The sequence below is a fragment of the Chryseobacterium sp. BGARF1 genome (assembly GCF_001677955.1).
In the GTDB taxonomy this organism is placed as follows: domain Bacteria; phylum Bacteroidota; class Bacteroidia; order Flavobacteriales; family Weeksellaceae; genus Chryseobacterium.
Genome location: NZ_LELA01000001.1, coordinates 36,483 through 50,587 on the forward strand (window position 1 = coordinate 36,483; position 14,105 = coordinate 50,587).

Annotated in this window: 13 protein-coding genes; 2 read left to right on the top strand and 11 right to left on the bottom strand. The window is 32.6% G+C overall.

Annotated features, from left to right (window positions below):
- Window positions 1-11: 11 nt before the first annotated feature.
- On the bottom strand, window positions 12-494 hold the full coding sequence (locus tag AB671_RS00175) for a DUF2271 domain-containing protein (RefSeq protein WP_066679959.1): 483 nt from the start codon (window positions 492-494) through the stop codon (window positions 12-14).
- 6 nt (window positions 495-500) lie between these two features.
- Window positions 501-1,979 (bottom strand): ankyrin repeat domain-containing protein, encoded by a 1,479-nt coding sequence (locus AB671_RS00180; protein WP_066679960.1) that lies wholly within the window; start codon window positions 1,977-1,979, stop codon window positions 501-503.
- 351 nt (window positions 1,980-2,330) lie between these two features.
- Between AB671_RS00180 and AB671_RS00185 the strand changes: the two genes are divergently transcribed.
- Window positions 2,331-2,651, top strand: a complete 321-nt coding sequence (locus AB671_RS00185) for a hypothetical protein (RefSeq protein WP_066679961.1) — start codon at window positions 2,331-2,333, stop codon at window positions 2,649-2,651.
- Window positions 2,652-2,654: 3 nt separating this feature from the next.
- Here AB671_RS00185 and AB671_RS00190 read toward each other — a convergent pair whose 3' ends face one another.
- From AB671_RS00190 to AB671_RS00210, 5 genes are all read right to left on the bottom strand, one after another.
- On the bottom strand, window positions 2,655-3,092 hold the full coding sequence (locus AB671_RS00190; RefSeq protein WP_066679962.1) for a hypothetical protein: 438 nt from the start codon (window positions 3,090-3,092) through the stop codon (window positions 2,655-2,657).
- Between the two features lie 130 nt (window positions 3,093-3,222).
- Entirely contained in the window at window positions 3,223-3,915 is a 693-nt protein-coding gene (locus tag AB671_RS00195; protein WP_066679963.1) for a M48 family metallopeptidase, read from the bottom strand.
- Window positions 3,908-7,090 carry a type I restriction endonuclease subunit R gene (locus tag AB671_RS00200; protein ID WP_066679964.1) on the bottom strand — a complete coding sequence of 1,061 codons (3,183 nt, stop codon included), beginning with the start codon at window positions 7,088-7,090 and terminating at the stop codon, window positions 3,908-3,910. Before AB671_RS00200 ends, AB671_RS00195 begins: the two co-directional genes overlap by 8 nt.
- A gap of 99 nt (window positions 7,091-7,189) precedes the next feature.
- Window positions 7,190-8,455, bottom strand: coding sequence for a restriction endonuclease subunit S (locus AB671_RS00205; protein ID WP_066679965.1), 1,266 nt, complete (start codon window positions 8,453-8,455; stop codon window positions 7,190-7,192).
- Window positions 8,452-10,014: a type I restriction-modification system subunit M gene (locus AB671_RS00210; RefSeq protein ID WP_066679966.1), complete on the bottom strand. Its 1,563-nt coding sequence runs from the start codon at window positions 10,012-10,014 to the stop codon at window positions 8,452-8,454. The genes AB671_RS00205 and AB671_RS00210 overlap by 4 nt, the downstream gene beginning before the upstream one ends.
- A 351-nt stretch (window positions 10,015-10,365) precedes the next feature.
- On the opposite strand from AB671_RS00210, the gene AB671_RS00215 reads away from it, so the two are divergent.
- Complete coding sequence (locus AB671_RS00215; RefSeq protein ID WP_082987186.1) at window positions 10,366-11,073, top strand: DUF421 domain-containing protein; 708 nt, start codon at window positions 10,366-10,368, stop codon at window positions 11,071-11,073.
- A gap of 62 nt (window positions 11,074-11,135) precedes the next feature.
- Here AB671_RS00215 and AB671_RS00220 read toward each other — a convergent pair whose 3' ends face one another.
- From AB671_RS00220 to AB671_RS00235, 4 genes are all read right to left on the bottom strand, one after another.
- Window positions 11,136-11,555, bottom strand: a complete 420-nt coding sequence (locus AB671_RS00220) for a hypothetical protein (RefSeq protein WP_066679967.1) — start codon at window positions 11,553-11,555, stop codon at window positions 11,136-11,138.
- A 121-nt stretch (window positions 11,556-11,676) separates the two neighbouring features.
- Entirely contained in the window at window positions 11,677-12,966 is a 1,290-nt protein-coding gene (locus AB671_RS00225; RefSeq protein WP_066679968.1) for a cryptochrome/photolyase family protein, read from the bottom strand.
- Window positions 12,953-13,645, bottom strand: a complete 693-nt coding sequence (locus AB671_RS00230) for a lycopene cyclase domain-containing protein (RefSeq protein WP_066679969.1) — start codon at window positions 13,643-13,645, stop codon at window positions 12,953-12,955. Before AB671_RS00230 ends, AB671_RS00225 begins: the two co-directional genes overlap by 14 nt.
- Window positions 13,646-14,104, bottom strand: coding sequence for a sterol desaturase family protein (locus tag AB671_RS00235; RefSeq protein WP_066679970.1), 459 nt, complete (start codon window positions 14,102-14,104; stop codon window positions 13,646-13,648).
- Window position 14,105: the final 1 nt, after the last annotated feature.

Genomic DNA, 14,105 nt, shown 5'->3' on the forward strand with positions numbered 1-14,105 from the left:
TTTGGATTTTTTTATAACTTATTAAGTTTTACATATCGAATGTAACCTTTTCCCTCTGTTTTTGCTGTAATACCTTCAGTTGTAAAAGGTAATTCTACATCTGAAACATTGTATTTTTTATCCTCCACAGCGGTTTCAAAACGTACTTTGTAGCCTTTGTTCAGATATTTATCTTCAATAGAAAAAGTAGAGATACTTCTGTCTCCATCTGCTACAGAAGCTCCTGTAATTGCATTTAATTTTACAGGTTTTTTACTCTGAAATTTGTGCCATTCTTTTAATGTATCGTGCCATTTTGTATCAGGTCCCATCACATAAAGTGTCTTTTCATATACACCTTTTGGGTTAATTAAAGAAACTACAACATAAGCACCTTCACCGCCATAACTGGTCAACTGAAGCATACATTTATATTTTGAAGCTTGTGCATTGGCAAAACCTGCACAAAATAAGGTCATTAAAATTCCTAAAGCTTGAATTTTAAAATATTTCATATTATTTTATTTTAAAAAGTCGATTGATACGTTATTATTTTTTAAGCTTTCATTTTCTGAAGCAAGGTCGTAAGCAGTTTCGTCAAATTCTGTTTTGATGGTCTTATTGGCACCCAAAGAAACCAGATATTTTAAAATAGTATCATCTTTTGCTACCAAAGCTGCTTTTTGAAGAGCAGTCATACTTTCTTTGTTAACAGAATTTACATCAATTTTAAGAGCATTCAATTTTTTCAGAAGTTCAAGGTCATTTTTTGCAATCGCTAAATGAAGTAGGGTATTACCGTCTTTTTGAGGAGCAGGAAGATTTACATTATTCGATTGAAGAATGTTTAATTTTTCTGAAAATTCATCAGGACCTCTTTGTGGACCAGGTCTGTAAGACTGAATTAAATAATAAGCTAAGTTATTTCCTTTCGCATCAACAATTTTTGCATCTGCTTTATTAGAAATTAGAAATTTAGCAATCTCTGCAGAACCACTTTGGATGGCTTGAGTTAAGGCAGATTCTCCATTCGCATTTACAGCATTGATGTTTTTTGTTTTTGCTAAAATTGCTTTTACATTTTCAATATCTTTTCCGCTTGAAGCAATTATTAAAGCATTATTTCCTTCTTTGTCGGTTTTATTGGCATCAACTCCTTTGCTGATTAAATAATCAATAATTTCTTTTTGACCATTTTTTTTAGCAATAATCTGTAAAGCATTGGCACCATTTGCATTTACAACAGAAGGATTTAACTTTACTTCATCAATTAAATATTGATAAACAGGAAGTGTATTCGTAACAGATCTTGTTCCTGTTGCTGCATTGACCAAAGCTTTATCTGAAGCCTTTACACCCTGATTTTTTAATGATTTTAAAAGCTCGATATTTCCTAAACTTGCAGCATAGTCAAAAGCCGTTGCTCCGGTTTCGTCTACATCTTTTATAGAAAGACCTTTTGAGGTGAATAGTTTTTGTAAAGAACCATCTTTGTCGTTTCCAATCGCTAAAAGTAAGATATTGGCACCGTTTTTATATTGATGTTTAGGATTTACACCTGCTTTGAAAAAAGCTTCATATACTTTTGGGTCGTTTAAACCAGATACTGCTGCAAAAGCAAGCGGAGTTAATCCTTTAGTGTCTAATTTATTAACGTCAGAACCTTTAGAAATAAAATATTCAATAATTTCCGGATTTCCCGCCATTGCTGCCCAGTGAAGATAAATTCTACCATCATGGGTCAGTTTGTCTACAGAATTTCCTTTTTGCTCTAAAAGAAATTTTATAGTTTCTAGAGAAGCTTTATTATTAATTGAAAGAGAAACTGCATCAAAAGTACTTCCGTTGAATTCGGACGCACTGTTTCCATTGGCTATTTCTTGCTTTACTTTTTCAATATTGGGTTTAGATTTCCAAAAATCTGCCTGTAATAAAGTGTTTTTTTGAGCACTGATTATTACCGAAAACAATAATAGAGCAGAATATAATATCTTTTTCATTGTTATTTTTATTTATTCTAAATATTGCACGCAAAATTAGTCTTTCCTATTGAAGCGGAAAAGAAATCTACATAGAAATTTGAAGGGTAATGGTTGATTAATATCATAAATTGCTATTCAATAAATAGTGTAAACAGTATTATGCGTCAAGTCATAAAAAATTACATTCAATATTTATAATTTTGATTCTATAGATAGTATCAATCCAATTTTATATGTCTATGTTTTTAACTCAAGTTTTTTAAGACTGTTAGTTTTTGCTGACAGTCTTTTTATTTTAATAATGGTTCGTAGATACCACAAATCTTGTAGTTGGCAATGGTTTTGTTTTACCTGAAGAAATATTAGTTTATGAAAAATTCAGTAAAAATTGCATTAGGTATTGTTGCGGGTGGAGTTTTGGTATTTTTAAATCAAAAAAGAAAAGGCAGAACCAATAAAGATCACACATTTACGGCTCCAGATGGAAATCAATACGGAGAAAATCAAATGTATCGAACTGCCGAAGGAGAAGTTTTTAAAAACGGAAGAAAGATTCGTTTCGATACTCCTGAAAATGCGCTACCAGCTCATAATCATGTTGAAAAAAATTTAAAAAATCAACAGTTTAATAATAATCACAACTCAAGTCAGCAGGTTTCTTATCATCAAAAAGGAGACAGACATCAATAAAATTTAGCAATCATTAGCGCTGTAATTGGCTTTTTCTAATTCGTCTTCCATTTTTTCTATCTCAGCTTTAGATTGTTTTATCTTTTTTAAATTAACCTTAAGCTGCTTTTTTCCATCAGGAGAAATCCATAATCCCTGAAGAGTTTCTGAAGTACGTTTTAAAAGCATAATTCCTGTATTATAATGCTCAACAAAAGTATATTGTTGAGCTTTTTCAGAAAAAGTAGTATCTAGAAGGATCCAGTTTGCAGTTTTATTATCGGTGTATTTATAAATTCCGGAAGCAATAATACTTGGACAGCCTGTTTCTTCAATTTTTAAATAAAAAGAAATATTTATTTTTCCGTCAATGGTTCCGGTATATTTTTCTTGCTTAAGAATTTGCTGAGCATTGATTGCTAAAGATAAAAACGATAAAAATAGAGTAGTGATAATTTTCATTTATTCTTTTTTTAATAAAAAATCGATATTAAAGGATTGGATGATAAAGCTTTCCATATTAAATAGATGGTAAATTCAAACTGGAATTATGTGGTCACACAAAATTGAAAATACTTCCGAGCTTTGCATTTTACAACTTCATCCCATACATTTTAGCATCCAATTCTTTCCAATTAGAAATATGCTTAGATAATTCAGCCCAGAATTCTTTGGAGTGGCTTTTTATTTTGGTATGAACAAGCTCATGAACTACCAAATATTCTATTAATGAAAATGGAAGCTTAATGGCATGAAAATTTATTATTATGGTATTGGATGGTGTGCAGCTTCCCCATCGTTTTTCAAGCTTCATAAACTTGACAGTTTTGTATTGCAATCCTATTGTTTTGGATTTCTTCCTTAAAATAGGTTCTATTTTTTCCTGTGCTTTTAATCTGTAATAGTTTTCAACAGCTTGACGTAAATTTTCTTGAGTATTCAAGTGATTCGGTAATATAATCTTGAATTTAGATTCTGTAAAATCAATTTCAATTGTATGACTGTTATTTTCAATAATGACCTCAACATAATACTTTCTTCCTAGATATTGAATTCTGGAACCAGTAACAATTTCACCATCATTAATAGAACTTACCAACTCTAATTTATCTAAAATCCATTTGGCTTTTCTAAGTATCAATTTATCAGCTTGCTCAATTGAAATAGCTTTGCCTTTAAGAATAACACCCACCTCTTTTTCTACGCTAATGTAATGCGATTTCAGACCCTCTTTCTCTATTATCGAATACGCAATGGTTTTATCACCATATTGCACACTATACATCTTTATTTTTCTTTAAAATATCTACCATCTCTTTGGCTTTGGCTTTAGCCTCTGACCGTTCCAACTTAATACTCAAGAATCGTATCATCTTATTTTCAATATCTTTTTGTACCTGACCTTTATTCTCCCATGATACAATGCTCAGCTCGCCTTTGATAAGGTCAAACAATGTTTTGGTTGCATCGTCGGCAGTTTCATCAAAAAGCGTTTTCATCGAGTTATAAACGGCTCGTTCTCGCTCTGTTACAAAACCTTTTTGTTCCCCTTCTTTTTGCTCGTTGATAATTTCATCTTGAATGGTAGTGTAAGCTAGAAGCAATTGAGCTTCATCAATTCGCTGAGTTTCTTTTTGCTTCAACAATTCATCTAACCTTTGAGCCAATGGTTTGTAAAAATCAGGATTCTTATCTAATCCAACTTTAATGACGTGCTTCAAGTTATTTCGCATCTTTAGCTCTTTGGTTGCGGGCGATGCGTTCATGATTTCCTCCTTAAATTTATCTTTGTCAATGATAGAAATTGGTTCCGATAATAAACTATGAACTCCGTTTGATTTTAGATGTTCATCAATCATCGTTTGGAGTATTTTACTTTCGTCTTTACTAATTTTTAATTCATCATCATCGGGAAAAGCATTTCTAGCTCTTACTTTAATTTCATTAAATAATTTGAAATCACTTTGATACTTCAAGGCTCTCGTATTGGGCAAGACGATATTGATTGATTTGTTAAAGTCTTTCAGTAAAGATTTAAAATCGTCTCGAATGTTGATGGGTTCAATGTAACGTACTGCTGAATCGATATAGTCTTCTCTTTTATAATTTCTATCAATTTTCAATGGTTTAAAGAAATCAACTAATTTGGTATGATTCATTTCTAACTTTGGAAACTCTTCGTTGATATTCTTCAAAATATCATCAGGTCTTATGTCCCCGGAAAAAATTTCTAATGCTTGAATTAAATACGCCGTGATTCCGTTATAATCGACAATAAAACCTGCACTTTTTCCCTTTCTAGAACGGTTTACTCTGGCAATGGCTTGTAGAAGATTGTGTTCCTTCAAAGGTTTATCCAAGTACAAACAAGATGCAATAGGTGCGTCCCAACCCGTTAGCAACATATCTGAAACAATCATGATTGCGGTATTGTCAAATTTTTTATTGCCCGATTTTTCGGTTTCTTCTTCGTTCCCAAAAGGCAATTTAAAATGATTCGTAGCATCTTTGATGTCTTCGGGCGGTACAACGTATATTGGTTTTTTATTCGTAGGATTATTTCGGTTCCATTCTAAGGTTTCATAATAATCTTTAGCAATGGCATCCGTTTTTGGGGAACTCATACTCACTACTACTTTAGAATCAAAACTATGATAGCCTTCTTCTTTGAGTCTGTGTAAGGTTTGTTGGTATTTAATGGCTGATTCTCTTCCGCTGCATACCAACATGGCTTTATGACCATCAGGAAAAATTTTATCTCTGAAATGGTCAATTAAATGTCTGGAAATATCATCAATCCGTTCTGCAGATAATTGGTATTTTTTAAGAGCTTCTCGTTTTAGCTTATCCTTTTTTTCTTCAGATGCATCAGCAAATTTTTCTTCAAATTCTTCATCAAGAGCTTCTTTTTTAACATCCAACTTGCAGATTCCTTCATCATACAATAACTTAACGGTAGCTTCATCAGCAACAGATTCTGTAATGGTATAAACATCAATATATTCACCACCATAGAATTCTCCTAAAGTCGATTTGTCTTCTTTAGAGATGGGAGTTCCCGTAAAGGCTATAAACTTAGCGTTGGGCAATACCGTTCTCATGAAAGAAGCTAGAAAACCATAATGGCTACGGTGGGCTTCATCTACTAAAATATAAAGATTTTCTTTTCTGGAAAGCTCTTCTAATTCTATTTCAACACGATCAATTTCCACCCATTTCCCTTTTTGAAGTTCTTTGGTAATCTTGACAAGCGTTTTGTCTTTTAGATGTTTTTCAATCATCAAATTACCTTTCTCTTCTAGTTCGGTCTGGTCAGTAGAGTCTGTTGCTTCTTTATCGGTTTCCTGAAATTTTTGTATCGTGGTTGTAATTATTCCTCCGTAATCATTTCGAAGTAATTTATCTAAATGCACTACCGAGGAAGCTTGGTTCACATTCTTGAATCCCACGTTTTGTAATGTCTTAGTGATTTGTAGGTCCAAATCTTTTCTATCGGTCATTATCATCACCGTAGGATTATCAAAGCCAAATTCCGGGGCTTGTAATTTTCGGGCAACATAAGCCATTGTTAACGATTTACCAGAACCTTGAGTATGCCAAACAACACCACCTTCTCCAGCTTGTAGGCGTTCTATTGTTTTATTGGTAGCTCTTATTTGTTGGTATCGTGGTAGTTTTTTTATGGTAATTCCTATACCTTCTTCCAATTCAAATAAAACAAAGTGACGGATAATATCCAACACTCGTTCTTTTTTGAAAAGAGCAATGAGTAATTTATCTTGTTCTGTTTTGGCTAGATTCAAAATATCTGAATCTTCTCCATTGGTCTTAAAAACAGAATAAAATTGTTGTGGCGAATTGATCGCCCCATATTTTCCACCAACTTGCCAAATCCCGGCACATATCTGATTGAAATGAAACAGCTTCTCTGAATTTTCCTGATAGTACTTTAAATCTCCGTAAGCAGAGTCCCAAGCTGTTGGAGCATTCGGAGATTTACATTCGATGATACCAATAGGTAAACCATTGATGTAAATAACCAAGTCAGGAATAGAGTGTCGAAACCTTCCGTGGAATTTCATTTGACTCACAACCAAAAAGTCATTGTTACCTATATTTTCATAATCGATGAAATGTACTGCATGAAATCCTTCTACGCCATCAATAATTTGTTTGACAGTATATGTTCCACCTCTCATCAGTTCCCATACCTTCTGGTTAATCTCCATTAATGAAGTTCCCGTAACCGTTGTAATGAGCGTATAAGCTTTATTAAGATTATTGTCATTTATCCAAGGATTAATGCGTTTAATAGCGTCTAATAATCGCGTTTTAAGAATTACCTCGGTGATATCATTGCGTTCCTGATGCTGCTCCCCATTAAAATAATGGTAGCCCATTTCTTGCAACAACGCTATGGCTGGCAACTCGCTATACATATACTCCGGCCTGTTATTCATAAATCTTTTATTGTGTACATTCTACAATTTTCCTGAAACTAAAAAAGGTTTAGCGTTAAAGTAACAATCAACGTTTTTATTTCGCCTTCTAATTTCCAGCTAAACTTTTACTCTAATTTTACCTGTTAACAACTGTTGCATCAAGCCTTGTTTGAGTTCTTGGTAGTGGGTTTTCTTTTCTAATAATATTTCTAGTTTTTCATCCAATGTACTTAACAAATCGGAAATCTGCAATTGTTCCTCAATTTTTGGTAAAGGAATCATTAGTTTCCGAAAAGTCATTAAATTTAGATGTCCAACTATTCCGCCAACTCTAGCTCCTATCATTCTCTTCTGAACATTAGTATCTTGAAGAATTTGGAGAAGAAATTTATTTAATAGTAAATCCACTTTCGGTTGAATCGTAATTATACTTTCATATGTACTAAATTCAGTGTCAACATCAACTATTGCACATGTTCCTAAAGTTCCAGATTTACTAACTAGAACATCTCCTTTTTTGGTTAATCGATTTACAGTTAGTTTTTTGTGTTGTTTTTCAGATATGTACTTTATATTTTCAAATGATAATCTTCCAGAATTGATATCTGTAGCTCTAACAAAAGGAAATCCACCACTCTCAACATAATCTACTTTTGAAGTTAGTCCTAAAAAGATTTCATCACAAATTTCACTTAATTTCAACACCTCCCAATTCTCAGGAATCATCCCTAAAGGAGAATCTTTAAACTTTGTATTTCCAATCCCTTTGGTTAACAAACGTTGCATCAAACCTTTTTTGAGTGCTTGGGTTTCGGTAATTTGTTGGTCTATAATCTCAATTTTATCATCTACGGTGCTTAATATTTCTGCTATTTTTTGCTGTTCTGGAAGGGGAGGGAGTGGGATTTTCATTCTTTCTAAAGTTTTTGTTCCAACATTTTGTTGACCTCCACCAGCTTGATTACTTGTGAAAAATGTTTTCCCTTTTTCAGAATTGATATAATAACACAAAAAATTACTCAATGGTTTTTGCTCATTAAGTCTTATAATTAATGTTGTAAAAGATTGTGACCCTTCTAATTCCTTTGGTACTACAGCACTGACTCCAGGATATCCCGTTCTAACAGTGATAATATCATTTTCTCTTAATCTTTTTGATTTATTTAGTTCATCAAATTCGGGACTAATATATAAAACATCGTTTAATGCTATTTTTCCCTCTTTAATATTTTGATTTCTTAAAAGTATAACTCCATTATCGCAATACGCATGTGTTGTAGATGTTGCTATTCCGACAGTGCATTTTGCAACATCTCTTAATTCAGTAAGTTGCCAGTCATCTGGGATAAAACCCAATTCAGAATTTTTGTATCCTTCTATCATATCCCCAATTCCTTTAAAAATCCAGCCAATTTCGCATCAATTTCCATTTCACGTTTTTCTAAATCAGAAAGCTTGATATGCACCGCTTTAATATTTACTTCAATTTCATCTTCACTTGTATCAATAAAACGAGAAATGTTCAGATTATAATCGTTTTCGGCTAATTCAGAAATAGGTACAATACGCATATATTTTTCTACATCGGTCGCCTCATCGTATGCTTTTACTATTTTAGAAATATGGGTTAGCTCTAATTCATTTTGGTTTTTTCCTTCTTTGTAATCACCGCTGGCATCAATAATGGTTACTTTTCCTTTTTGGGCTTCGGTTTTATTTTTATTAATAATCCAAATCGAGGCAGGTATTCCTGTATTGTAAAACAATGCACTTGGTAACCCTACAATTCCTTCTACCAAGTCAGCTTCTAGTAATGCTTTACGAATAGCTCCTTCGGTTCCGCTTCTAAATAAAGTACCGTGTGGTAAGACAACACCCGCTTTTCCGTCTTGTTTTAAAACCGCCACCATGTGTTGTAAAAAAGCCAAATCAGCATAGCCTCTTGGTGGTATTCCAAATTGAAAACGTCCATACGGGTCGGTGACCACTTTGGTATAATTTGGAGTTACTTTTTTCTCTTTACCGTCCTTATCCAGTTTTACTTCAATCGAGTTTTCAGCAGGGGTCCACCATCCATCCATCGAGAACGGAGGATTAGCAATAACACGGTCAAATAAATCCAACTCGTTATTTTCGTTCTTGTGTTGCGGCGTGATTAAAGTATCTCCTTTTCTAATATCGGCATCCATAAAGTTATGGAGCAACATATTCAATTTACCAATTGCCCATGTACCCAAGTTCTTCTCTTGCCCATACAAAGATACGTTGATATTGTTCAATACTTTTCCGTTGGGTTGTTCGGCAATATAACGAGCCGATTCAATCAACATACCACCTGAACCACAAGTGGGGTCGTAAATTTTTTGTCTGGGTTCTGGTTTAATGAGTTGTACAATCAATTGCACCACACCACGAGGTGTATAGAATTCACCTCCTTTTTTACCTGCATCATCGGCAAACATTTTAATCAAATACTCATAAGCATCTCCTAATAAATCATTAGATTCTAGGTGAGAGTTTCTTAAGGAGTGTTGATTAAAGTGTCTTAAAAGACGTTGCAATAGTTCATCAGATAGTTTTTCTTTATCACCAAATTTGGTGGCAGTCATTACACCTTCTAGAGAGGTATTTTCACGCTCAATCCCTGCAAAAGCTTTATCTAAAGCAATACCAATATTCTCCGTTTCTTTTTTGATGGTTTCCCAACGAGACTCTATGGGCATTTGAAAGTAAGTTTCATCTTCAGCTTCCTCACGAGAAACACCATCACGAGTCATGATGTTTTCAACCTCTTCTTCAAACACATCGTTGGAACGTTTTAAGAATAATAACCCAAAGATGTAATTTTTAAAATCTGAGGAATCAATACTTCCTCTCAATATATTTGCGGAATCCCAAAGCCAGCTTTCTAAAGTGCTTAGAGATAATTTATTATCAGCCATTACGGTATTTATTCTTTTTTTGGAGCGTAAATATAGTGTAAAAACGGAGGATTTTAGGATGGTTTTCTATAAATTATTAAGTAAAAAGTAATGAATATTGATATCACATAACTTGAGCAATATTCACCAATATTATTCAAAACTATTTAGCATTTAAAGATTAGTTTTGATTCCCATTGAAGATTTTGTTTTCATAATTTTTTGTAAAAAGACTGTCAAACTTGTTCGCTTTAGTTTTTATAAATCAATTACCAAATATTTGTCGATGAAATAAGGGTTTTGTTGCAGATTCAAATTAAAAATATTCAAATTTATTGGCTTATTTTTTGAATCTTCAAATAAAATTAAATCATGCTTTTAACCACATTTTTAAACTTTAGCTGGAAAGAATTATTCTTGGGAACCGAAGATTGGGGATTTCTTCTGGAAATTGTACTTCGTACCGTTATCATGTTTCTTACCATTATTATAAGTCTTCGGGTTTTAGGAAAAAGAGGAGTAAAGCAACTGTCAATTTTTGAATTAGTGGTCATCATCGGTTTAGGATCTGCAGCCGGAGACCCTATGTTTTATAAAGAAGTGGGAATTGTTTCGTCGATGCTTGTTTTTGTAGTCATTATTATTTTATATTCTTCTATTACTGCATTGATTGGAAGATTCAAAAAAATAGAAAACTTATTTGAAGGAAAAGCAATTTGTCTTATTGAACACGGAGCTTTTGCGATTGAAAATTTTAAGAAAGAAAACTTAGGAAGCGATGAGTTTTTTGCCGAATTAAGGGTGAAAGGTATTTCTCACTTAGGTCAGATTGAGTTTGCTATTGAGGAAGTTTCTGGTGAAATAAGCGTTTTCTTTAATGAAGATGAAAAAGTAAAATACGGTCTTCCGATTATGCTGAATTCTTTAGATAATCCTATTCAGAATATTTCGATTCCAGGGCATTATTCTTGTACATTTTGCGGTTTTACAGAGAAAAAAGAAGAAGGAAACGCGGGAAGCTGTAAAAATTGTGGTAAAAAAAATTGGGTAGAAGCCAGCAACAAAATTAGAGTGATATAAAAAATCCCCAACATAAGTCAGGGATAATAATATAAAAAATATGAAGTTTAATTGCTTCGTTTTTAAATGGCTGCTTTCTGAAAAGAGTTTTTAAGAAAAACTGTCGTTTCTTTTCCAAATAGACAAGAGAAAATATTTTGAAATTCGTGAATGTATTTACATTTAATCGTATTCCCATAAATTTTTAAACCTTCAAAAATCTTTTTTGAGTTTAAATCGATATCATATTTAATGAAAGATTCTGGTCTTTCGTAACGAATAATTTGTTGGTCTGAAGCGTAGGTTTTCAAAAAACCAAATTTCTCTAGCCAGTCTTCTGTAATCTGAATTGGGCTTATTTTTTCTGCCGGTACAGAAATAGCATGACTTTCATTTTCAATCTTAACAAAATAATCCTTTTCATTCTGGAAAATCTCTGTTATCGTAAAAATCTCTGTTTTGTATTCAACAAGATTTTTAATTTTTAAATCTGTAACTTTCATATTATTAGGCGGTGTGATATTTATTATGTTAAATGAGTAGTTGCAAATACTATGCCTCACATCATTTATGTGGTACCTAATTGATATGAATTTTTCGAGTTTTTATTTTTAAAAATAAAGATTATTCTTTTACCGCTTTTTTATAAACCTCCAAAGCTCTGTTTCTTGCAAAAGAATGTTCAACGATAGGTGTTTTCACAGCATGTTTTTCAGGATTCCACTGAGTAATATATTTTAAATCTTTATCAAATTTTTTAGTTTGTTCGCTTGGATTAAAAATTCTGAAATATGGTGCAGCATCGCAACCACAACCTGCTGCCCATTGCCAATTTCCGTTGTTCGCCGAAAGTTCGTAATCTAAAAGTTTCTCAGCAAAATAAGCTTCGCCCCATCTCCAATCGATGAGTAAATGTTTGGTTAAAAAACTCGCAACAACCATTCTTACTCGATTGTGCATAAATCCGGTCTCATTGAGTTGTCGCATTCCTGCGTCTACAATAGGATAACCAGTTTTTCCTTCGCACCAGAGTTTAAATTCATCTTCATTATTTCGCCATTGAATATTTTCGTATTTTTCTTTAAAGCATTTTGTGACAACTTTTGGAAAATGATACAGGATCTGCATAAAAAATTCTCTCCAGATTAACTCATTCAGCCAGGTTTCGTTATGTTCGGAAGCATATTTTACACATCGACGAACTGAAATTGTACCAAATCGTAAAGCAATTCCTAGTCTTGTTGTTTGGTCTAAAGCTGGGAAATCTCTGTTTCTGTCATAAGACTCTATAATTTTTTTATCTAAAACAGGTTCAACGAAAACCATATCCGTTTTTTCAAAACCAATTTCTTTCAAAGCATGAATGTCTTTAGTTTTAAATGAATAAAAATTTTTAAAGTTAGTTTGTGTTGAATGAATTTCTGTTTGATGAAATTTTTCTTTCCATTTTTTTGAAAATGGAGTATAAACCGTGTAAGGCAAACCGTCGTTTTTTACAATTTCATTTTTTTCAAAGATGACCTGGTCTTTAAAGCCTTTAAATCCAACATTATTTTTTTTCAGAAAATCATAGATTTCTTTGTCGCGATTTCTTGCTTGTGGTTCGTAATCACGGTTGCAGAAAACAGTTTCAACATCAAATTCGTTGATAATTTCTTTAAAAATTTCAAGTGGTTTTCCGTGATAAGTTTTAATTACTGATTGGTGGTTTTTTAATTCTTCATTAATTCCTTCTAAAGCCTGATGAATATAATCAACCCGTCGGTCATATTTATTTTCAAGCTGATCTAAAATTTCGATATCAAATATAAAAATTGGAAGTACTTTCTGGTCAGATTGTAATGCAGCATTGAGAGCAGTATTATCAGAAAGCCTCAAATCTCTGCGAAACCAGAATATATTAATTTTGCTCATCTTTTTTAAATTTATGAAAGAAGAAAAGATTCCACAGAATCATTTCGTAACCATAGACCGTATCTTCAATAGGAATCGTTAAAATTCTGAAACCTATAAAATCTTTTGGGTTGTAATTAACAATGGGAGAATCGAGTCCGGTTCCGGTGAGAATTCCATTAACGGCTAAAAATCCGGGCATTAAAACCAGATAAATAAAAGAAGCTTTACCAATCCATCTTACTTTTAAAACAAAATAGAGAATAATAAGAGTGATTGCTGTCGTTAAAAAAGTAACTAGAGAATAAATCTTTTCTTTAAATAGAATTGCCAAAATAAGACAAGCGATAATTGAAATAAGTACAAAAACCTTTTCAACAGAAGGTTTCCAGTCTAGTTTAAAGAATTTATCTAAACAGAAATAGGTAAATACACATGAAAATGGAATGCAGATAAAAAACAATAATTCCTCAATCGGAAGTCCGAAAAGTCGTTTGCCAATTAAATATTTATCATTAAACCACCAAACTCCATTTGCGGTGAACCAAATATCCCATGCAATAAAAAATAGAGCAACAATAATTGAGGAAAGCAAAAAAGCTTTAAAATGTCTGTGAAATTTAATTTTCGGATGAAAAGAAAATATAAAACAGATAATTATTGTGAAAAAATTAATCGCTAAATACGTGTATTGCAACATTTACTGTTTATTTTTATTAAAATACATTTTAAAAAACTTCACAGGAACCCACAGAAAGCCAAAGCATTCGCCGTGCTCTTTTCCTGTATGCTTGTGATGCTGTTTGTGACCTCTTCGAATGGCCAGTAAATAAGGGTTTTTTGTATTCTTTAAAATCTTAAAACGCTGATGAATAAAGATATCGTGTACAAAAAAATAAGCCATTCCATAGATCGTTATTCCAAGAGCGATATAGAAATAAATATTGAAATTATTAATCGTTCCATAGTACATTAATGCAATTGTGGGAATAGCGAAAATGGCGAAGAAATAATCATTTCTTTCCATATGTCCTTCGTTGCTGTGATCGTGATGATCTCGGTGAAGCGTCCACAAAAAACCATGCATAATGTATTTGTGAACTAACCAGGTAATTCCTTCCATCGTAAAAAATGTAGCTACAACAATTAAAAAATTCATG